Source organism: Limnochorda pilosa (assembly GCF_001544015.1).
Lineage (GTDB): Bacteria > Bacillota > Limnochordia > Limnochordales > Limnochordaceae > Limnochorda > Limnochorda pilosa.
This window is the reverse complement of record NZ_AP014924.1, coordinates 3335087-3355533: the sequence shown is the minus strand read 5'-3', so window position 1 is coordinate 3355533 and position 20447 is coordinate 3335087. Positions and strand designations below refer to the sequence as shown.

The window sequence follows — 20447 nt, the reverse complement described above, 5'->3', positions numbered from 1 at the left end:
GATGCCGGCCGTGGCCATCATCGGAGCCCAGTGGGGCGACGAAGGCAAGGGGAAGGTGACCGATCACCTCACGGCGCAGGCCGACGTGGTCGTGCGCTATCAGGGGGGCGCGAACGCCGGGCACACGGTCTGGATCGGTACGGAACGCTTCGCGCTCCACATGGTGCCCACGGGGCTCCTTCGCCCGGGTTGCCTGGCCATCGTGGGGAACGGCACCGTACTGGAGCCCGAACGCCTGGTTCGGGAGCTGGACGAGCTGGAGGCCCGGGGGGTGGACCTCTCCCTTCTCCGGATCAGCGACCGGGCCCATGTGGTCCTGCCTGCCCACCGACTCCAGGATCGTCTGGAGGAGGAGGCGCGGCTCGAGGCGCGCATCGGCACCACCGGCCTGGGAATAGGCCCCGCCTACGTGGACAAGGCGGCCCGTACCGGGCTCCGCATGGGTGATCTGCTGGCCGCCGACCTGGAGGCGCGCCTGACCCCCATCCTCGAGCGGAAGCGCCGGCAGCTCGAGGCTGCTTACGGCTTCCAGGCCACCGACGCCCCCGAGCTGGACCCGGCCGCCGTGGCGGCCCGGTTCTCTGCAGCGGCGCAGCGGTTGGCGCCCTTCGTCACCGACACGGCCGCGATCCTTCACCAGGCCGCCGCCGAGGGCCGCCGCATCCTCCTGGAGGGCGCTCAGGGAACCCTCCTGGACCTGGACCACGGCACCTATCCCTTCGTGACCTCCTCCAGCTCCAGCGCGGGCGGCAGCCTGACGGGGTCCGGGCTGGGGCCGCGGGCCATCACCCGCCTCATCGGTGTGGCGAAGGCGTACACCACCCGGGTAGGGGAGGGTCCCTTCCCCACGGAGCTGCGCGACGCCACGGGGGACTGGCTGCGGGAACGGGGTCAGGAGTTCGGCACCACCACCGGCCGGCCGCGGCGCTGCGGCTGGCTGGACCTGGTGGCGGTCCGGTACTCGGTCCAGGTCAACGGGTTGACGGACCTGGCCCTCACCAAGCTCGACGCCCTGAGCGGTTTGGAGCGGCTCCGCGTCTGCACGGCCTACCGGGTGGATAGCGGGCTGCTGGACCGCCCGCCGGCGCGGTCCGATCTGATGGAGCGGGCGGAGCCCGTGTACGAAGAGCACCCAGGGTGGACCGAGGACCTCTCGAAGTGCCGTTCCTTCGACCAGCTTCCCCCTGCGGCCCAGGCCTACGTGCAGCGCATCGAGGCGGTGGCGGGGTGCCCGGTCAGCCTCCTCTCGCTGGGCCCTGAGCGCTCCCAGACGGTGGTGCGAAGCACCGACCTGTGGCAGGGGTGAGCGGATCCGGCGAGCCCGAGGCTACCCCTCGGACTCGCCCTTCCGCTGGACGCGGACGTTGCCCTGGGTATCCACGTGCGCGTAGAGGAGGGTGCTGACATCCTCAACGCCTTGCTCCCGCAGCTTCTCTTCCACCCACGCGAAGTCGACGCCTGACTGGCGCATCTCCTTGTAGTTGAAGGAGCCGTCCACCACCACCGTTATGGGCAGGGACTCGTAGGGGGTGGGCACCTGAAGGTCCGAGGGGGCGACCGGCCGCTTCTGCGATCGGGGCACCACGCTGAGCTGGCCGTTGTTCTCCAGGACGGCCACCTCCACGTCGGAGATGTCGGGAACGCCCTTCTGGCGCAGCTGGGCCATCAGGTCGTGGATGTTGTATCGGAGCTTGCGCATCTCGTGCTCCTGCAGGCGTCCGGTCCTGACCACCACCGACGGCTCGCCGCAGATGAGCCGCCTGGCCCGGTCGTCCACCAGGCAGAGCCACGAGCTCAGGAGCTGGAGCGCCAACAGGGTGCCGATGGCCACCAGGCCGGTCCACACAGGGTGCGTGACCTCCTCGATGGGAATCGCCGCCAGCTCGGCCAGGAGGATGGCCACCACGAAGTCGAAGGGGTCCAGGGCGCCGATCTCCCGCTTGCCCATCACCCGTACGGTGACCAGCAGCACCGCGTAGAAGAGCACCGTCCGCCAGAAGATGGTCACGAGCACCCTCAGGCCCCTCCTCGCCGGATGTGGTCCCCGGGGAACCTTCGCCGTTCCCGGCGCGCCTAGTCTGCACCGGGCGCGAGGTCCGGGCGCCGGCGAAGTGCAGGCAGCAAAGGAGGGCTTCGGCGCCCATGGGGCGCGGTTGACAAGGGAGGGCTTCCATCCTATAATCAAGGGTGCTCTCGGGCAGATAGCTCAGCCGGTTAGAGCGCTACGCTCACATCGTAGAGGTCGGGGGTTCGAGTCCCTCTCTGCCCACCAGGGGAAAGGCCCACCGGAAGCGGTTCTCCGGCGGGCCTTCCTTTCGTCTGCCCAAGGCCACGGAAAGAGCCACGACCCCGTGGGCCGTGGCTCTGAAGCGGACGCTGGAGCTGGCGGTCGGACTCGAACCGACGACCTGCGCATTACGAGTGCGCCGCTCTACCGGCTGAGCTACGCCAGCGCATGAAGATGGAGCGGATGACGGGATTCGAACCCGCGACCCTCGGCTTGGGAAGCCGATGCTCTACCCCTGAGCTACATCCGCCCGATGATGGTGCGGCTAGCAGGATTCGAACCTGCGCACCCGGCTCCGGAGGCCGGCGCTCTGTCCCCTGAGCTATAGCCGCATGGGTCCTCCACGTTGCACGGCCTATTCTAGCAGACCTGCAGGCTCCTTTCAAGCCCACGGTGGTGGTGGGGGATGAGCGGGAGCCCCGGCTGAACCGGGCCCTGGCCTGGCGGTACAGCCTCCTTCTTGGGGAAAGCACCCACGGGCCGCCCGCAAGATCGTGCGGCGGCCCAGCGGCCGTCTTTGACACCTGTGCGGCATTCCAGGTATAATCGATCGGGGTTCAGGGACAACCTTCCAGCCGGCCCCCCGGCCGGCTTTTCGCGTGAGGAGGCGGGGAAGGTGGCAGCGCAGATCCTGGACGGCAAGGCGCTTGCTCGCGAGATCCGGGAGGGCGTGCGGGAGGACGTGGCCCGCTTCCAGGCTGAGACGGAGGTCCAGCCGGGCCTGGCCGTGGTGCTGGTGGGCGACGACCCCGCGTCCCGCATCTACGTCAGCAACAAGGAAAGGGCCTGCCAGGCGGCGGGCATCTACTCGGAAGAGCACAAGCTTCCGGCCTCTACCACCCAGTCGGACCTTCTGGACCTCATCGGCCGGCTCAACCGCGACCCGCGCATCCATGGCATCCTGGTGCAGCTGCCCCTCCCCGACGCCATCGACGAGGGGGCCGTCCTGGACGCGATCGACCCGGCCAAGGACGTGGACGGCTTCCATCCTGTCAACGTGGCCCGGCTGGTCCTCAACCAGGAGGGCCTGCGGCCCTGCACGCCTGCGGGCATCCTGGAGCTGATCGAACGGGCCGGCACGCCGCTGAGGGGCGCCGAGGCGGTGGTGGTGGGCCGCAGCAACATCGTGGGCAAGCCCGTGGCCATGATGCTCCTCCATCGCCACGCCACCGTCACCCTCTGCCACTCCCGCACCCGGGACCTGGCCGAAGTCTGCCGCAGGGCGGACGTGCTCGTGGCCGCCGTGGGTCGCTCGGAGATGATCCGGGGTGACTGGATCAAGCCCGGTGCCACCGTCATCGACGTGGGCATCAACCGGCAAGCCGACGGCTCCCTGCGGGGGGACGTGGCCTTCGACGAGGCGGTTCAGGTGGCGGGCGCCATCACGCCCGTGCCCGGAGGTGTGGGGCCCATGACCATCGCCATGCTCTTGGTCAACACCCTCACGGCCGCACACCGGCAGGTGGGTGCGCCGGCGGCCCCGGCGGGCGGCTGAGGCGCAGGTCCACCCAGGCAGGCCGATGGTCCGACGCGTCGCTCTCCTCCACCCCCGACCGTACCAGGCGCGCTGCGAAGCCGGGGGAGAGGAGCACGTGGTCGATGCGCACCGCCGGTTTCCAGGCAGGGAAGGTTCCCGGGGCGCCGGCCAGCGCGTCGACCCACATGGGACCCTCAGAGGCGAGAGCCTCCATCTCGGGTGCATCGGGCGGGGCGTTGAAGTCACCCAGCAGCAGCCGACGGTCTCCCACAGAGGCGGCCCGCGCCCGGACTGTTTCCAGCTGGAGGCGCCGCTCCTCCCGGTCCAGCCCCAGGTGGACCCCGAAGACGAACCAGACCTCGCCCTCCACGTCGATCTGGGCCTCGATCATCACCCGTGCCTCCGCCCCCTCGGCCTGGGGGAGCGGAACCGCCGTCGCCCGCAGGATGGGGAATCGGCTGAGGAGCAGGTTGCCGTACTGGCGGGAAGGCCCGGGGAGGTCGACGGCCGCTGCGAAGAAGGCGTGGGGCATCCCGGTCAGGCGCTGGAGCGCGGCCGGCTGGTCCATCAGGCCTGAGCGGAGCCAGTAGCGGTCGACCTCGCTCAGGAAGACGATCTCGGCCGGCTCGATGATGCGGGCCACCCGCTCCAACGACACCTTACCGTCCAACCCCAGCGCGTGCCGGATGTTGAAGGTCATGATGCGCACCGTGGGGGGCTCCATACGGTACGGCTCCTTCCCGGAAGGAGGATGGGCGGCGGGCACAGGCTCCCCTGGGTCTTCCTTCATCTTATCCCCAGCCGACCGGGCAGGCTCGGCTCCCTCGGCAGGTGGCGCCAGCGCTGGTGCGTCGCCAGAGGGGGGGCGCGCCCCGGCAGGGGCGACGCCGTCCGGCCGTCCCGCCTCGGGCGAAGAGGACGGCCGGGGGACGGCTGGAGGATCCGGAGCTTCACGCGATGGCGGTCTGGAAAGGGAGCCCGGCGCCTGCGGGCGGGATGGAGGCGCCTGGGGAGCGGGTTTCGGCGCCCCGGCGGGAGTGGACGCAGCGACCCGGGTGGGCGAGGGCTCGGCTCGGGCCGGCAGAATCCGGTCGAGGAGGGACCCTGGCAGGGCGCTGGCATAGGCAAGGCCCACCAGGAGCAAGCTGGCAAGCACCCATGGAACGCGCTTCTGCACCTGGTCCCGCCCCCCCGCGCCGCGACCGGCCCTCTTGGAACTCGGATCCCAGCTCTGGAAGGCTTCGGTACCGGCTTGCGCCGGCCCTGGTGGGAAGCCCTGGCAGCCGCCCGCCGGCACCGGAAGAAAGAGCCAGCGGATGCATAGACTAGGGGACGTGGACTTCCAGTCCGAGAGGGGGGTGTTGCGCGCGATGCTCCAGTGGGTCGCCGTGGCGGTCCTGGCGGTGCTTCTCCTGTCCAACGCCTGGCTCCTCAGGGAGCTGGAACACCTGAAGGACCAGGTGCGGCGCTACCAGCGGGAGGTCACCTCCCTGGACGATCGCGTCTGCGAGCTCATGTACGAGGTGGAGGAGCGTACGGTTCCCGGCGCTCCCCGGTAGGCGGGCATCGCCGCGCTTTGAGGGTGAGCCGCACGTTCCGGCCGCGCGCCCGCGTCTCCAGGCAGAAGCGATCCGGCAACCGGGCAGACTAGGCCCCGAAAGGGGGCCGGTGGCTTGGAACGCAGAAATGGCCGAATCGGTATCTTGGTGCTCGCAGTAGGGATCCTGGCCCTCGGCGTCGCCTTCGCCTCGGGGGGGCCGCAGCCGGGTCCCGGACCGGGGGCGGGGCTGCCGCGCGGGCTGGCGACCGGCGCCGGGAACGACGGCGCCTCGGTCGTGACCGCGATCCGCCGGGTGGGACCATCGGTGGTGAAGGTCTCCACGGAGGTCGCCGGCGGGCCCGCGGGGCTTTTCACCCAGGCGCCTGGCTTCCGGCTGCAGGGGCAGGGGTCTGGCATCGTCATCGACGACCGGGGGCACATCCTTACCAACCAGCACGTGGTGGAAGGGGCCCGGTCGATCACCGTCCAACTGCCCGACGGGCGGTCGTATCGCGCGCACCTCTTGGGGCAGGATCCTTGGGCCGACCTTGCCGTGCTCCAGGCGGAAGGGAAAGACCTGCCAAGGGCTCCCATCGGCAACTCGGACCGGCTCACGGTGGGGGAGGGTGTCATCGCCATCGGCAACCCCGTGGGGTTCGACTACTCGGTGACCGCGGGGATCATCAGCGCCTTGGGGCGCGACGTGGAGATCGATCCTGCCCGGCACCTGTTCCTGGAGAGCATGATCCAGACCGATGCCGCCATCAACCCGGGGAACTCCGGGGGGCCCCTGGTGGACCTGGACGGGAAGGTTGTGGGCATGACCACCGCCGTCGTTCGGCAGCTGGAAGGGGTGACGGCCGAGGGCCTCGGCTTCGCGGTGCCCATCAACCAGGCGCTCCACCTGGCGGGCCAGATCATCGAGCACGGCAAGACCCTGCGCCTGGGGGTGCTGGGGGGATCGCTGACACCCGAAGTCCGTAAGCTGATCGAGGAGGAGACGGGCCAGAAGCTCGCCGTCGACCGGGGCGCGTACGTCACCCAGGTGGCGCCGGGTTCACCCGCCGAACGGGCAGGCATGCAAGCAGGGGACGTGGTGGTGGCGGCGGACGGGCGCTCCGTGAAGCGGATGGAGGACCTCCGCCAGGCGGTGGTGGGAGCTGGCTTCGGCGGCCGCCTGCGGGTCGAGTTGCTGCGAGGGACCGAACGCTTGCAGGTGGAGGTGCATCTCGAGTAGAAAGCTTAACGACCAAAGGATGGGATGGCGCCGAATTGACGCCCCTGGACCGGCAACCCTATAATGGGCTTGTGCTTTTGAGCGCGATTTCGGACCCCGCTTTGCGGACGGGCCGTCAGGGGAGAGGATCGGGTGCGCTGGAACAAGATATCGGACGCCGTGGTCCGACGCCTTCCCCTATACCTCAGGGTCTTGGACGAGGCGAGCCGGGACGGCGAGAAGCGGCTCATGTCCTCGCAGGAACTGGGCGACCGTGCCGGGGTGAGCCCGGCCCTGGTCCGGAAGGACCTGGCGTGGTTCGGCGAGTTCGGCAAGCAGGGCGTGGGCTACGAGGTCGCCTACCTGCGGGACGAGCTCCTGCGCATCCTGAACCTCGACCGGGTGGTGGATCTGGGCATCATCGGCATGGGGGCGTTGGGGCACGCACTCGCGCGGTTCAACATGGACCGCTACCGCCGCGATCCCCACTTCCGGCTGCGGGTGGCTGCGCTCTTCGACGCGGACCCCGAGAAGTACGGGGAGCAGGTGGGTGACCTGGTGATCCAGCCCGCGGACCAGCTGGAGGAAGTCCTGGAACGCCACGGCATCCGGATGGCCGTGGTGGCCGTGCCCGCTGCCGCCGCCCAGGAGACCGTGGACCGGTGCGTACGGGCGGGTGTACGGGCCATCCTGAACTTCGCGCCGGTCCACGTGAACGTGCCGGAGCACGTCTACCTCGCGCACACAGACCTGAGCCTGGAGTTGGAGCGTCTTGCCTACTACCTCGAAGGTTAGCGGCACCGGAGCCGGCGGCACGGGCCGGAAGGCAGCGGAATCGGCCCTCTACCGCGAGATTGCGGGCTTGGTGTACGAACCCATGGAGAAAGCGGAGGCGCGGCTCCTCGCGGCCTTCGACGACGCACCGCCCGAGGCGCGCGCGATCGCGCTGCACCTGGTGCAGGGTGGTGGCAAGCGGGTGCGACCGCTCCTGGTCCTGCTCTCGGCCCGCCTTTTCGGCGAGGACCTGGAGCCAGCCATCCCCGTGGCCGCCGCCTCCGAGATGATCCACATGGCCACCCTCGTGCACGACGACGTCATCGACGAAGCCGACACGCGCCGCGGTCGCCCCACCGCCGGCCGGCTGTGGGGCAACGTGAACGCGGTCCTCTCCGGCGACGCGCTGTTGGCCCGCGCGCTGGTGATGCTCACGCGCGAGAGCCGGCCGGAGATCGTGCAGATCATGTCCGAGATGGTCTACCGCATGTGCGAGGGGGAGATCATCCAGAACGCACGGGCGGCCGACCCGGAGCAGGAGGAACGAGACTACTTCGACCGCATCGAGCGCAAGACAGCTCTCTTCTTCGCCGCCTGCTGCCAGGCTGGCGCGCTCGCGGGGGGCGCCTCGCCGGACCAGGCCAAGCGGCTGTGGCACTTCGGCCGTTCGGTGGGCATGGCCTTCCAGGTCATCGACGACCTGTTGGACGTGGTGGCCGACGGCGAAACCATCGGCAAGCCCGCGGGGCGGGATCTGGCCGAGGGCGTCATCACCCTTCCCATCCTGTACCTTCTCAAGCACCCTCACCACCGCCGGGCGGTGCGGCCCCTCCTGGACGGGGGTATCCCCGGGACAGGCGAGATCCAGACGATCCTGCGTCTGGTGCGGGAGAACGGCGCCACCGAGTACACGTACCAGACGGCCCTGCGTTTCGCCGGCGAGGCGAAGGATTGGCTGGACGAGCTTCCCGCGACGCCCCTGCGCCAGGTGCTCGCCTCGGTGGCCGACTTCAGCGTGGAGCGGCGGGTGTAGCGCGATGCAGGTCGCGGTCCTCACCGTCAGCGATTCCAAGGCCCGGGCCGGCGGGACCGGCGACACCAGCGGCGAGGCGTTGCAGCAGTTCGTCGAAGCCCGGGGTGGTACGGTGGTGTGGCGAGGGGTCGTACCCGACGAGCCCTCGGAGGTGAGCGAACGGCTCCGCTGGCTGGCCGACGTGGCCGGCGTGCCGTTGATCCTCACCACCGGCGGCACGGGTCTCACGCCCCGAGACCGGACCCCGGAGGCGACCCGGGCCGTCCTCGATCGTGAGGCCCCCGGGCTCTCGGAGGCCATGCGGGTGCGGAACCTGGAGCGTTCGCCCGCGAGCATGCTGAGCCGGGGGGTCTGCGGGGTGCGGGGGCGCAGCCTCATCCTCAACCTGCCGGGTAGCCCGCGCGGCGCCGTGGAGTCGCTGGACGTGGTGTGGCCGCAGCTCGGGCATGCCGTGGGGTTGGTGCGGGAGACGCGCGAGGGGCTGCACGGCGACGCCGGCTCGGAGGTCCGGGGCGGAGCCAAGGCCTAGGAGAGGGTGGTGGGCATGTTCAACCTGGGTCCCATGGAGCTGGTGGTGATCCTGATCCTGGCGCTGATCGTCTTCGGGCCGGGGAAGCTGCCCGAGGTGGGGAAGGCGCTGGGCAAGGGCCTGAACGAGTTCCGGCGAGCCTCGAGCCAGCTGGGTTCGGTGAGCGATGAGCCCCCACGCCGCCCGTCCGACCGCTCACCGGCAGCTGCCGCCGAGGAGGCGAAGGGGGATCGGCCCGCGGCGGTGCCGCCCGATGCCCCGGAGACCCCCCCGAGCGGTGGGAACGGCGGGCAGGAAAAGGACCGCACCGCCTGAGCCGTGTCGAGGCCTGAAGGGCCCGGCCGGTGGACGCGAAGGGTCGTGGAGTGCCGGTGAGCCTCTCGGAGAGCAGCCTACCCACCATGCCCCTCTCGGGGCACCTGGCCGAGTTGCGCCGGCGTCTCCTGGTGAGCGGGATCGTCTGGATCGCGGCCAGCGCGATGGCATGGTTCCTGACGCCGGCGGTGGTCTCCTACCTGGGGGAGAGAGTGGGCCGCCTGGTCTTCGTCACCCCCGCCGAGGCGTTCGTCAGCCTGGTGAAGATCGCCATGACCCTGGGCCTGGTCGCTGCGGCGCCCGTCATTCTGGTGGAGGCGTGGCTCTTCGTGCTCCCCGGCCTCTTCCCCACCGAGCGGCGGCTCGTCTACCGCCTGGCGCCGGTGGTGGTGGTGCTCTTCGTGGCCGGGATCGTCTTCAGCTGGTTCGTCATGCTGCCGCTCATGCTCAGCTTCTTCCTGGGGTTCCAGACGGAGCGGATCCACGCGACCATCACCATCGCCCGCTTCCTCTCCTTCCTCATGGGGGTCACCCTGCCCTTCGGGCTGGTCTTCCAGCTTCCCCTGGTGACCTACACGCTCACCCGGATCGGGGTGGTTCCCGCACGCTTCTGGGCGCGCCAGCGGCGGTACGTGGTGCTCATGGCCTTCATCGTCGGCGCGCTGCTCACGCCGCCGGATCCGGTCTCCCAGGCCTTGCTGGCCATACCGCTCCTGTTCCTGTACGAGATCGGCGCCTGGGTGGCCCGGCGGGCCGAGCGGTTACGCGTCGGACGGGGCGAGGAAGGGGTCTGGCCGTGATGGGGCGGGACGCGGGAGGACGGCTGCGGGGGCAGACGGTGCTGGTCACCCGGAGCCACGACCAGGCGGCGGAGCTGGTCGCGCTCCTGGAAACAGAAGGTGCCACCGTGCGGCTCTTCCCCACCATCGAGGTGCTGCCCGCGCAGGACCCCCGCCCCCTCGAGGACGCGCTGCGCCGCCTGGACACGTTCCGCTGGCTCGTCCTCACCAGCCCCAACGGGGTGGGAGCGGTGCAGCAGCGCCTGGCGGACCTGGGAAAAGGGGCCCTGGACCTGGCGCGCCTGCGCGTGGCGGCGGTCGGTCCGGGAACGGCCCGCGCGCTGCGCGCGTGGGGCGTCGAGCCCGACCTGGTCCCCGAACGGTTCGAGACGGCCTACCTGGCCGAGGCGCTGGCGGGCCAGGGGATTGAGGGGGAGGCGATCCTGGTGGCCCGGTCGCCCCTGGGGTCGCCGGAGCTGGTGACCCGGCTGCGCGCCGCGGGGGCCCGGGTCACCGAGGTGGAAGCCTACCGGGTGGCCACGCCCCGGGAGGAGGGCGGCGAGCCCCCGGAGAAGGTGCGGGAGGCCCTGGATCGGGGCGAGCTCGGGTGGGTGACGCTCACCAGCCCGTCCACGGCCACGGGGCTCGTGGAACGCCTGGGCGGGTGGCGGAAGGAGTGGTCCGGCCGGGCGCGGGTGGCCTGCATCGGTCCCGTGACCGCCCGCCGCTGCCGCGAGCTGGGGCTGCCGGTAGACGTCGAGGCGCCGGTCTCCAGCGTGCGGGGCCTGGTGGATGCCATGGCCCGGGCGGCCTCGATGGGAAAGGGTGGAGAGAACGGATGATGAGGGGTCCTGGCGTGGGTTTCCCCCAGCGGCGGATGCGGCGGCTGAGGCGGTCCGGCACCGTGCGGCGGATGGTGCGGGAGACGTGGGTACGGCCGGACGATCTGATCCTGCCGCTCTTCGTGCGCCCGGGCAGGGGCGTGCGGGAACCGGTGGCCTCCATGCCGGGCGTGGACCGCTGGTCGGTGGACCGGGTGGTGGAGCCCGCCCGGGAGGCCTTTGAGCTGGGCGTGCCTGCGGTGATCCTCTTCGGCCTACCCGAGGGCAAGGACGAGGAGGGCAGCGAGGCCTGGGCGGAGGAGGGCGTGGTGCAGCAGGCCGTGCGGCGGCTGAAGGCGGAGCTGCCCGAGTTGGTGGTGGTCACCGACGTCTGCCTCTGCGAGTACACGAGCCACGGGCACTGCGGCCTGCTGCAGGGCGAGCGGGTGGCCAACGACCCCACCCTCGACCGGTTGGCCCGTACGGCCCTCTCCCACGCCCGGGCCGGGGTCGACTGGGTGGCCCCCAGCGACATGATGGACGGCCGGGTGGCGGCCATCCGTCGAGCCCTGGACGAGGCCGGCTTCGACGACGTGAGCATCCTGGCGTACTCGGCCAAGTACGCCTCGGCCTTCTACGGCCCCTTCCGGGAGGCGGCGGAGTCGGCGCCTGCTTTCGGCGACCGGCGGGGGTACCAGATGGATCCGGCCAACGCCCGGGAGGCCCTGCTCGAGGTGGACCTGGATGTGGCCGAGGGTGCAGACCTGGTGATGGTGAAGCCCGCGCTCCCCTACCTGGACGTGATCCGGCAGGTCCGCGAGCGGGTGGGGCTGCCGGTGGCCGCCTATCAGGTGAGCGGCGAGTACGCGATGCTCAGGGCGGCCGGCATGCAGGGCTGGATCGATGAGCGCCAGGCCTTCCTGGAAAGCCTCACCGCCATCCGCCGGGCCGGGGCGGACCTGATCCTCACCTACTACGCCACCGAGTTCGCGCGGCTCTGGCGGGAAGGGTTGGGGGGGTGAGGGCGTGAGCCGATCGGAAGAGCTCTTCGCCCGGGCCCGCCGCTGGATCCCCGGCGGCGTCAACAGCCCCGTCCGGGCGTTCCGGGCCGTGGGGGGCACGCCGCCCTTCGTCGCCCGGGGGGAAGGCGCGCGGCTCTTCGACGTGGACGGGCGGTCGTACATCGACTACGTCGGCTCGTATGGCCCGCTGATCCTGGGGCACGCGCACCCCCGGGTGGTGGAGGCCGTCTGCCAGGCGGCCCGGCTGGGCGCCACCTTCGGGGCGCCCACCGAGGGCGAGGTGGCCCTGGCACGGGTGCTGGTGGAGGCGGTGCCCTCGCTGGAAGAGGTGCGTCTGGTCAGCTCGGGGACCGAGGCGACCATGAGCGCCATCCGGCTGAGCCGGGCCGCCACGGGCCGAAGCGGGGTGGTCAAGTTCAGGGGCGGCTACCACGGGCACGTGGACGCGCTCCTGGTGGAGAGCGGTTCCGGCGCGTCCACACTGGGGGTTCCCTCCAGCCCGGGGGTGCCCGCGGCCGTGGTGGAGCAGACGCACCTCCTGCCCTACAACGACCTGGCCGCGGCCCAAGCGCTCTTCGACCGGAGCGGGGCGGAGATCGCCTGCGTCATCGTGGAGCCCGTGGCGGGGAACATGGGGGTCGTCCCCCCGGAGCCGGGCTTCCTGGAAGGGCTCCGGCGGCTAACCCGGGAGCACGGAGCGGTGTTGATCTTCGACGAGGTCATCACCGGTTTCCGGGTCGCCTACGGCGGGGCTCAGGCGCGCCTGGGGGTCACGCCGGACCTGACCTGCCTGGGCAAGGTGATCGGCGGGGGCATGCCCATCGGCGCGTACGGCGGCCTCCGGGAGCTGATGGAGCAGGTGGCGCCCGCGGGGCCCGTCTACCAGGCGGGGACCCTGGCGGGGAACCCGGTCGCGGTGGCGGCCGGGCTGCGGACCCTGGAGATCCTGCGGGAGGAGGATCCCTACCCGGCGCTGGAGGAAGTCTCCGCGCGCTTGGCCGACGGGCTGGCCGAGGCGGCCCGTGACGCCGGGATTTGCGTGCAGGTGCAGAGGGTCGGCTCCCTGCTGGGGCTCTTCTTCACCGAGGCGCCCGTGCGGGACGCCGCCGGGGTGGCGGCCGCAGACGGGGCCGCCTTCCGGCGGTTCTTCCACGCCATGCTGGACGCGGGGGTCTACCTGGCCCCGTCGCCCTGGGAGGCCTGGTTCGTCTCCACGGCCCACCGGGCGGCCGAGATCGACGCGACGGTCGAGGCGGCCCGAAGGGCCTTCCGGATCGCTGCCGAACGTGCATAGGGCGGGGTGCGCGGCCCGCCATCACGGGTAGGGGGTGGAGTCGTGCAGCACATCGCCAGGAGGAAGTCCCTGGGGAGGCACGTAGACGAGCTGCAGGTGGGGGAGAAGGCGACCTTCACCCAGAAGGTGGAGGAGCGGGACGTCTACCTTTACATGGGGCTCACCAACGACTTGAACCCCGTTTACGTGGATCGGGAGTACGCCCACCGGACCGAGCTGGGCGAGCCTGTCGTCCCCGGCATCCTGGTGGCGGCGCAGGTGGTCGCGGCCATCACCGGCCGGCTTCCGGGCCCGGGGACCATCACTGCCCACCAGACCCTGAGGTTCGCCTCGCCCGCCCACTGTGGCGACGTGCTCACCACCGAGCTCGAGGTGGTCTCCCTGGACCCCGCGGCCAACCGCGCCACCCTCAAGAGCGTGACCCACAACCAGGAGGGCAAGCCGGTGCTCCTGGCCGAGTCGGAGGTGATCCCGCCGCCCCGGCTGCGGTCGGTGCTCACCCACGCCTTCGAGGACTACGACTGAGGACAGGGCCCGGGGCTGCGCAGGCGTGACCTGCGGGGCCCCGGCCATGGACGCCCGGCACGCCGGGCCGTCCCCACGACACGGAGGTGGACGCACGTGGAGCAGACCTTCATCATCATCAAGCCCGAGGCGGTGCGACGGGGCCTGGTGGGTGAGATCCTCCGCCGGTTCGAGGCCAAGGGGTTGACCATCGCCCGCCTGGAGCTAAGGCAGATCACCGAGGCGACGGCGCGGGAGCACTACGCCCACCACGCCGACAAGCCCTTCTTCCCCGGGCTGCTCCGGGCCATCACCGCCGGTCCCTCGGTGCTGGGGGTGCTCGAGGGTCCGGACTGCATCCGCCACGTGCGCAACCTGGCAGGCGCCACCAACCCCCTGGAGGCGCAGCCCGGCACGATCCGGGGCGACTTCGCCAACGAGCTGCCCTACACCATCGTCCACGCGTCCGACTCGCCCGAGACCGCCCAAGCCGAGATCCAGCGCTTCTTCGGGTAGACCCTCCGGGCCCAGGTTTCGGGGCGCTCGCCGTCAGGAGGCTGGCTGGCGGCGGCGGATGCGGGCGAGCCGCAGGGACAGGTCCGCCAGGAAGAGGGCAAGGCCGGCCAGGACCAGGGGCAGGCGCAGGGATCGCCTGGTCTGGGCGCCGGCAAGGGCCTCCCAAACCTGATCCAGGTCGTCGTCCAGGTTCAGCACCCGCCCGCCCGTCTCCCGGGCCAGCTCGTAAAGCTGGGGTGCCGGACGGGTGTGGAGCTCCAGCTCCGGCGCCGCCGCGACCCATGCAGAGGCGGTCGTGACCGGCGCCGCCGGCCCCTGGTCGGTCCGTCGCACCGTGACCAGGTAGGCGCCGGGCTGGGAGGCGGGGAAGGCGGCCCGGTAGCGACCGGGCGCCACCTGCTCCAACTCCAGAGGGCGGGTGGAACCATCGGGGGCCTGGAGGGTGCCTTCCAGGGGAGCGAAGTTGACGTAGCCCCCCTCCATGTCCAGCAGGTCCACGGTGAGGGTGCCGGCACCTGACGCAACCTCCAAGGTGGACGACGCGTGCAGGCCCGTAGGCGACGGCAGCAGCCAGCGGGCCACCTGGGCCCAGAGTGCCGGCAGGTGCGCCCACTCACCCGCCCAGCCGGGGGCCGGGTACGAGAGGAAAGCGGCCACCCTCCCCAGGCCGTAGGACCACGAAGCCAGCACGGGCCGCCCGGCCTCGGTGGCCAGCTGGAGGGTCGCCTCCGGCCGGGGGCTGGCCGCGTTCAGCCGCTCGATGGGTTCGAAGCGGGACGGCGCGCCGGAGAGGAAGGGCTCACGCTCCCGTACGGCCACAGGGTGAGGCCCCACCAGCACCTGGGGCGCGGTCACGGCCCGCACCTCCCGCAGGAAGATCTCCGGCAGCCGCTCCACGTCGTCGGTGTAGTAGTGCCGCCCGCCGCCTTCCTGGGCCAGGGAGGCCAGCAGCTCCCGGTCGGCGTCGCGACCGATGGCCACCGTCGATAGGCTGATGCTGGCGGCGGCCGCCTCGCGGGCCCGGCGGAGGAAGGGCCCGGGGGTGGACTTGCCGTCGCTCAGGATGAGGACGTGCTTCACCACCGCCGAAACCGGCTCCAGGGCGGTGATGGCCTCGTCCAGCGCGGGCCCCAGGTTGGTGCCGCCGCTGGGACTGATGCGGGCCAGGCGCTGGAGAACGCCTCCTCCGGAGCCCACCCGGTTCAGCGGCACCACCCACGTGGCCTGGGTGTCGAACGCGAGGATGCCCAGGAGGTCGTCGGTGGAGAGGTTGTCGAAGAGGCTCAGGCTGGCCTGCTTGGCCAGATCCAGCTTGGTCCGTTGCCCCTGGTGCTCGCCCATGGAGCCGGAGCGGTCGATCACCAGCACCATGGCCACCCGGGGGACCAGGAGGTCCTGGGGCAGCTGCAGCGAAACGGGGAGCAGCCGCTCCAGCTCCGTACCCTGGTAACCTCCCGACGTGAACGCCTGGGGCCCCCCCACCACCAGCAGCCCACCGCCCAGGTCCCGCACCAGGTGCTCTACGGAGCGCCGCTGCACCTGGGTGAGGGCGGTCGCGGGCACGTCCTCCAGCACCAGCGCCCCCAGGGCCTCCCAGAAAGAAGGGTCGCTCGGGAGCGCCTCCGGACGCATCACCGCCGGCTCCAGCCCCTGGGCGCGCAGCAGCGGGGCCGTGACCGGGTCGCCCCCGCTCACCACCACGACGCGGGGGGGCTCCCCCACTCGGACGGCGGCTTCCGCCCGGTTGTTCTCCGGGCGATCATCCACCGGGGCCTCCACCGTCACCTCGAGGGGCAGCACGCCGGGGAGATCGGGTGCCCGGGCCGTCAGGTCGAAGGCCGACGACCCCGCCGGTACCCGGACCTGGCGCTCGGCCACGGGCACGCCCGCCGCACGCAGGACCAGCCGGGCGGGGGTGGGCTGCCCGGCGCGGAGGGAGACCCGCACGAGGTACGGCGCGCCGGGGTCGGTCTGGGGCCGCACCCGAAGCTGGTCGATGGCCACCTCAGCGGGGGCCTCGCGGGCCAGGGGCACCACGTCCACGGGCGTGCCCAGTTCCCGCAGGCGTTCCAGCAGCAGCCCCGCGTCGCCGCGGGTGGCGTGGCCGTCGGTGGCCACCACCAGGCGCGCCGGTGGGTGCAGGCGAGCGGCTGCGAGGCGCAGGGCGGCCTCCAGATCCGTTCCGCTCGCGTCCACGGAGGCCCGGGGCGTGGGGGGGAGGCGGGCCGGGTCGTCGGGGGGGTGTTCCAGGGCTGGCTGCACGCCGAAGAGCACCACGCCCAGCCGCCGCTCGCCCGCCTCGGCCTTGAGGCGGCCGGCCCAGCGCCAGGCCTCCTCGCGCAACGAGCGGTCGACGCTGTCGGAACGGTCCAGGAGCACCCACAGCTCGTTCAGATCCGAGGGTACCGTGTGGGCCGCGCCCGCAGCCGCCCCGGCCACCAGGACCAGCGCGAGCGCGCGGCTCACGAGGGCGGGCCAATGCCGTCGCAGCCATCCGCCGAGCGAGAAGCCGCCCGTGGCCTCCCGCTGGAGCCAGAGGATGAGCTCGGCCAGCAGCAGGAGCCCGAAGACGACGGTGAGTCCTCCGGCCAGGGTCTGCTGGCGCAAGGAGCCGGACCCGGGGGTCGCCGGGGGCTCAGGGTCGACCCAGGTCGAGGGGGCCACGTCCGTCAGGTCCGCCTCCCCCCGGGGAAGGGGCGCGGTGGCCCGCGCCCACGAAGCCTGCTCGCTGGGCGCTTCCGTCCCTCCGGGGACCAAGCGGTAGACGCCTGGATGGGTTACTTGCCAGGGTCCCGCGGTCACCTGGGCCCCGCCCGGGGTCACCAGACGACCGGAGGCCGGGAGGGGGAGGATCTCCCCCAGCCCCAGGGCGGGGGCGACCCGGTCCCAGGCCTGCGGGTTGGCCCACCGCACCAGGTTGGCCACCCAGACGGGAAAGGTGGGAAGCGAGGCCAGGCGGCCCTGGCCCGGGTCGAAACCCAGCAGGAGCGAGGGCGGGTCCTGGAGGCCGAGCATGAGCGGGCCCTCGGGCGAGTCCATGAGCACCGTGGTCCCCGCTCGGGCCTGGAGGGGGTGGACGCCGTGCAGCGTCACCTCGGACCAGTCCACAAACTGGAAGAGCGGATCGTCCTCCTGCCACCAGGAGGCGCTTGTGGGGCGCGGGATCGGCTCGCCGTAGAAGAGGGTCGCGGGTCCCATGCCCTCCAGGGTCCCCGAGGGGGCGGCTCCTCCGCCGGCGGCGCGTGGGGCCCCTGCGCCTTCGGCAGCCTTCGCCCCGGCCGGAGGGACCAGCACCGAGGCCGAGGAGGGGAGGCGCTCAGGCAGAAGCCCGTCGTAGATCACCAGGTCGTACCCCTCGGGGGGCTGCGAAGGGAGGACCTGCCGCCAGGTGACCGCCACCTCGGGAAGGGCCCGAAGGGCTCGTTGCCAGGGTTCACCCCGTGCCGACACCAGGTAGACCAGGGTCGGGCGCGGCGGCAGCACCACCAGCGCGGCGGCATCGTCCAGGGGGAAGGGATCCTGCGGGTCGATGCGGGCCTCGGCCACCCACAGCCCGTCGGGTGGAAGGGAGATCTCCTCCTGCAGGCGGCGGGAGGCGCGCGCGTCGACCTCCAGCTCCCGGCTGAGCACGGGACGCGGTTCAGCCGGCGGGCCGGGGGCCAGGGAGGTGAGGGCGAGGGAGAGTTGTACCCGCGTCGCCTGGTCCGACGCATTGGAGACCTCGACCAGGACCGCGTAGCGGTCCAGCGAGGCGCCCGTGGGGCGGGCCGAGAGGGCGGTGACGGCCAAGTTCGGCAACGGCTCGCCGGCGGAGAGGAGCGAGACCCCCACATCGCGGCCGGACGGCTCCAAGGCCGAGCGCACGATCTCGATCGCCCCTCCCTGGCCGTCGCCCGCCAACCAGACCGGCGCTGGCGGGCCGGGGAGCGACGCGAGCAGGCTCCCCGCTTGCTCCCAAGCCGCGGGCGCGAAGGACGGCGAGAGCCGGCGGGCCTCGCGGAGGAGCGCCGCCCGGTCCAGGTCGCGCGCCACCACCCGGGGGTGAGGGCCGCCCGCCAGCAGCAGGGTGTACGCGGCCTCGGGGAACCGGGCCGACCGGGCCGCCAGCTCCTCAAGAGCCGCCTGGAAACGGTCGCCTCCGCCAGGGACGGGCGCCATCATGCTGGCCGACCCGTCCAGGACCACGTGGATCGGCTGCCGCTCGCCTCCCGGGCGCAGGAGTACCGGCTGCGCAAGGGCCAGCGCGGCCGCGCTCAGGGCGGCCAGCTGGAGGACCAGCAAGAGGGAAGCGAAGAGGCGCTGGTGGCGCGGAGGCCGCTCCACCAGGACCCTCCGCCAGATGAACAGGTTCCCCACCAGGTGCGGGCGCGGCGCGGCGCGCCGGCGGTGGAGGAGGATGATGGGGACCGCGAGGAGCTGCAGTGCCAGCCAACCGGGTGCCAGCAGGCCCATCACCCCACCACCCCCGCAGGGAGCAGCGTATGGAAGAGCACCTCGTCCAGGGTGCGGTCGCTTGAAACCACGTGGTGGCGGATGCCACGGCGGAGGCTGGCCCGGCGCAGCTCCACCAGCCACGCAGCCATGGCGTCCCGGTACCCGTCGAGGAGCCTCCGGTCGGACCAGACCTCCAGGCGATCCTGGCCCTCCACGTCCTCGAGGCGAAGCGCGCCCGAGGTCTCGGGGTTCACCTCATCGGGTGCCAGCACCTGCAGCAAGACCACCGCGTGACCGCCTCGCAAGAAGCGGCCGGCCACCTCCTCGGGAGGGGCGTCGGCGAAGAGGTCGCTCAGGACCACCACCAGGGCACGGCGCGGCAGGGAAGGGAGGAGCACGTCCAGGCCCTCGAGGAGGGGGAGCCCGGACGGGGGGGCGACGCGGAGGCGCCCGGTCGCCGCGAGCAGGGACGGGATCGCCGCCCTCCCTGAGAGCACCGGCAGGAGACCGGGGCGCACGCCACCCAGGGTTCCCAGGTAGAGGCGGTCGCCCTCGAAGAGGGCCAGGTACCCCAGGAGGGTGGCGAGGTCACGGGCCAGGGCGAGCTTGGCCGGCCGGCCCAGGGCCATGGAGGGGCTCGTGTCCACCAGCAGGACGATGCGCAGGCTTTCCTCGGCGGCGAAGAGCTTCACGTACATCCGGTCCAGGCGGGCCGCCAGGTTCCAGTCCACGTAACGAAGCTCGTCGCCCTCGCCGTAGGGCCGGTAGTCGACGAACTCCAGGCCGTGGCCCCGGTGGCGGGACGGTCGCTCGCCCGGGTGGCGCGCGCCCAGGGCGCGCGAGGGAAGGAAGCGAAGACGCTCTACCTGCCGGATGAGCTGCTCGGTGACGGCCATCCTGCCCCTCCTTCCTGGTCCGGTTCGCCCGGCTACGCTCGCGGGCTGGCGGCACCCAGCCGCTCCACGAGCTGGGTGACCAGGACGTCGGGGTCCACCCCTTCGGCCTGGGCTTCAAAGGTGAGGATCAGGCGGTGACGAAGGGCCGGAAGGACCAGGCGGCGCACCAGGTCCCGTCCCGCGTGGGCCGAACCGGAGAGGAACGCCAGGGCCTTGGCCCCCACCACCAGCGCCTGGGCGGCGCGGGGGGAGGCGCCGTAGCGCACGTAACGACGGACTTCCTCCGGGCTGCCTGCAGCCGAAGGGTGGGTGAGGTGGACCAGGCGCACCGCCAGATCCTCCACGAAAGGCGCCACCACCACGTGGCGGCAGCGCTCCTGGAGCCACGACAGGTCGTCACCCTGCAGGACGGGCCGGGCTTCGGCCACCGAGGGCCCCGTGGTCCTCCGTACGATCTCCAGCAGCGCATCGGGGTCGGGCGGATCGATGCGCACCTTGAAGAAGAACCGGTCCACCTGAGCCTCGGGCAGGGGATAGGTCCCCTCCATCTCCACCGGGTTCTGGGTGGCCAGGACGAAGAAGGGGTGCGGCAAGGGGTGGACCTGGCCGCCCACAGTCACTTGCCGTTCCTGCATGGCCTCCAGCAGGGCCGACTGGGTCTTGGGTGTAGCCCGGTTGATCTCGTCGGCCAGCACGAGATGGGCGAAGAGCGGTCCGGGCCGGAAGCGGAAGGTGCGCTCCTCGTGCTCCTGGACCAGGATCTGGGTGCCGGTGATGTCGGCGGGCATCAGGTCCGGGGTGAACTGGATGCGGGAGTGGCTCAACCCCAGGAGCCGGGAGAGGGTCCGCACCAGCAGGGTCTTTCCGAGGCCGGGCGCTCCCTCCAGCAGGACGTGGCCGCCGGCCACCAGGGCCACCAGGACCTCTTCGACGGCCGCCTGGTGCCCGACGATGACCCGGCCCAGCTCCTGGCGCAGGCCCTCGGCCATCCGGGCCGCGCGGACCAGGTC

19 protein-coding genes and 4 tRNA genes are annotated in these 20447 nt (G+C 72.0%); 15 read left to right on the top strand and 8 right to left on the bottom strand.

Going from position 1 to position 20447, the window contains the following annotated elements; translation table 11 throughout:
* Window position 1 precedes the first annotated feature (1 nt).
* Window positions 2–1306, top strand: coding sequence for an adenylosuccinate synthase (locus LIP_RS14970; protein ID WP_068140167.1), 1305 nt, complete (start codon window positions 2–4; stop codon window positions 1304–1306).
* Between the two features lie 21 nt (window positions 1307–1327).
* On the opposite strand, the gene LIP_RS14965 is transcribed toward LIP_RS14970, so the two are convergent.
* Window positions 1328–2014, bottom strand: coding sequence for a YetF domain-containing protein (locus LIP_RS14965; RefSeq protein ID WP_082726411.1), 687 nt, complete (start codon window positions 2012–2014; stop codon window positions 1328–1330).
* A gap of 181 nt (window positions 2015–2195) precedes the next feature.
* Here LIP_RS14965 and LIP_RS14960 point away from each other — a divergent pair.
* A tRNA-Val gene (locus LIP_RS14960) sits at window positions 2196–2272 on the top strand.
* 105 nt (window positions 2273–2377) lie between these two features.
* Here LIP_RS14960 and LIP_RS14955 read toward each other — a convergent pair.
* The 3 genes from LIP_RS14955 to LIP_RS14945 all read right to left on the bottom strand — a co-directional run bounded on the left by LIP_RS14955 (window position 2378) and on the right by LIP_RS14945 (window position 2619).
* Window positions 2378–2453 (bottom strand) — tRNA-Thr (locus tag LIP_RS14955).
* A gap of 9 nt (window positions 2454–2462) precedes the next feature.
* Window positions 2463–2537, bottom strand: a tRNA-Gly gene (locus LIP_RS14950).
* Window positions 2538–2544: 7 nt separating this feature from the next.
* Window positions 2545–2619, bottom strand: a tRNA-Arg gene (locus LIP_RS14945).
* 284 nt (window positions 2620–2903) lie between these two features.
* Between LIP_RS14945 and folD the strand changes: the two genes are divergently transcribed.
* A complete protein-coding gene (folD, locus tag LIP_RS14940; protein WP_068140164.1) occupies window positions 2904–3782 on the top strand; it encodes a bifunctional methylenetetrahydrofolate dehydrogenase/methenyltetrahydrofolate cyclohydrolase FolD in 879 nt (292 codons plus the stop codon).
* Here folD and LIP_RS14935 read toward each other — a convergent pair.
* Window positions 3730–4488: an endonuclease/exonuclease/phosphatase family protein gene (locus tag LIP_RS14935; protein ID WP_068140162.1), complete on the bottom strand. Its 759-nt coding sequence runs from the start codon at window positions 4486–4488 to the stop codon at window positions 3730–3732. The two genes, folD and LIP_RS14935, sit on opposite strands and share 53 nt — an antisense overlap.
* 592 nt (window positions 4489–5080) lie before the next feature.
* Here LIP_RS14935 and LIP_RS14930 point away from each other — a divergent pair.
* From LIP_RS14930 to ndk, 12 genes are all read left to right on the top strand, one after another.
* Window positions 5081–5323, top strand: a complete 243-nt coding sequence (locus tag LIP_RS14930) for a hypothetical protein (RefSeq protein ID WP_144440533.1) — start codon at window positions 5081–5083, stop codon at window positions 5321–5323.
* 114 nt (window positions 5324–5437) lie between these two features.
* The gene (locus LIP_RS14925) at window positions 5438–6541 is read left to right on the top strand and encodes a S1C family serine protease (RefSeq protein ID WP_082726409.1); all 1104 of its coding nucleotides are present in this window, start codon (window positions 5438–5440) and stop codon (window positions 6539–6541) included.
* Between the two features lie 132 nt (window positions 6542–6673).
* The gene (locus LIP_RS14920) at window positions 6674–7315 is read left to right on the top strand and encodes a redox-sensing transcriptional repressor Rex (RefSeq protein ID WP_068140153.1); all 642 of its coding nucleotides are present in this window, start codon (window positions 6674–6676) and stop codon (window positions 7313–7315) included.
* Entirely contained in the window at window positions 7293–8327 is a 1035-nt protein-coding gene (locus LIP_RS14915) for a polyprenyl synthetase family protein (protein WP_158509700.1), read from the top strand. The genes LIP_RS14920 and LIP_RS14915 overlap by 23 nt, the downstream gene beginning before the upstream one ends.
* A 4-nt stretch (window positions 8328–8331) precedes the next feature.
* A complete protein-coding gene (locus LIP_RS14910) occupies window positions 8332–8856 on the top strand; it encodes a MogA/MoaB family molybdenum cofactor biosynthesis protein (RefSeq protein WP_068140148.1) in 525 nt (174 codons plus the stop codon).
* Window positions 8857–8871: 15 nt separating this feature from the next.
* Window positions 8872–9171 (top strand): Sec-independent protein translocase subunit TatA/TatB, encoded by a 300-nt coding sequence (locus LIP_RS20660; RefSeq protein ID WP_068140145.1) that lies wholly within the window; start codon window positions 8872–8874, stop codon window positions 9169–9171.
* Window positions 9172–9200: 29 nt separating this feature from the next.
* Complete coding sequence (gene tatC / locus LIP_RS14900) at window positions 9201–9971, top strand: twin-arginine translocase subunit TatC (protein ID WP_144440531.1); 771 nt, start codon at window positions 9201–9203, stop codon at window positions 9969–9971.
* Window positions 9971–10792 carry a uroporphyrinogen-III synthase gene (locus LIP_RS14895; RefSeq protein ID WP_231699446.1) on the top strand — a complete coding sequence of 274 codons (822 nt, stop codon included), beginning with the start codon at window positions 9971–9973 and terminating at the stop codon, window positions 10790–10792. The genes tatC and LIP_RS14895 overlap by 1 nt, the downstream gene beginning before the upstream one ends.
* A 14-nt stretch (window positions 10793–10806) precedes the next feature.
* Complete coding sequence (gene hemB, locus LIP_RS14890; RefSeq protein ID WP_068142148.1) at window positions 10807–11793, top strand: porphobilinogen synthase; 987 nt, start codon at window positions 10807–10809, stop codon at window positions 11791–11793.
* Between the two features lie 4 nt (window positions 11794–11797).
* Window positions 11798–13087 (top strand): glutamate-1-semialdehyde 2,1-aminomutase, encoded by a 1290-nt coding sequence (gene hemL, locus LIP_RS14885; RefSeq protein ID WP_068140138.1) that lies wholly within the window; start codon window positions 11798–11800, stop codon window positions 13085–13087.
* Window positions 13088–13129: 42 nt separating this feature from the next.
* Window positions 13130–13612, top strand: a complete 483-nt coding sequence (locus tag LIP_RS14880) for a MaoC family dehydratase (RefSeq protein ID WP_068140136.1) — start codon at window positions 13130–13132, stop codon at window positions 13610–13612.
* Window positions 13613–13708: 96 nt separating this feature from the next.
* Entirely contained in the window at window positions 13709–14107 is a 399-nt protein-coding gene (gene ndk / locus LIP_RS14875; RefSeq protein ID WP_068140133.1) for a nucleoside-diphosphate kinase, read from the top strand.
* Window positions 14108–14140: 33 nt separating this feature from the next.
* Here ndk and LIP_RS14870 read toward each other — a convergent pair whose 3' ends face one another.
* Genes LIP_RS14870 through LIP_RS14860 form a run of 3 tightly spaced genes read right to left on the bottom strand, consistent with a single transcriptional unit; the run spans window position 14141 to window position 20426 of the window.
* Window positions 14141–18559: a VWA domain-containing protein gene (locus tag LIP_RS14870; protein WP_068140131.1), complete on the bottom strand. Its 4419-nt coding sequence runs from the start codon at window positions 18557–18559 to the stop codon at window positions 14141–14143.
* On the bottom strand, window positions 18559–19437 hold the full coding sequence (locus LIP_RS14865; RefSeq protein WP_068140128.1) for a DUF58 domain-containing protein: 879 nt from the start codon (window positions 19435–19437) through the stop codon (window positions 18559–18561). The genes LIP_RS14870 and LIP_RS14865 overlap by 1 nt, the downstream gene beginning before the upstream one ends.
* 32 nt (window positions 19438–19469) lie before the next feature.
* A complete protein-coding gene (locus tag LIP_RS14860; protein WP_068142146.1) occupies window positions 19470–20426 on the bottom strand; it encodes an AAA family ATPase in 957 nt (318 codons plus the stop codon).
* Window positions 20427–20447: the final 21 nt, after the last annotated feature.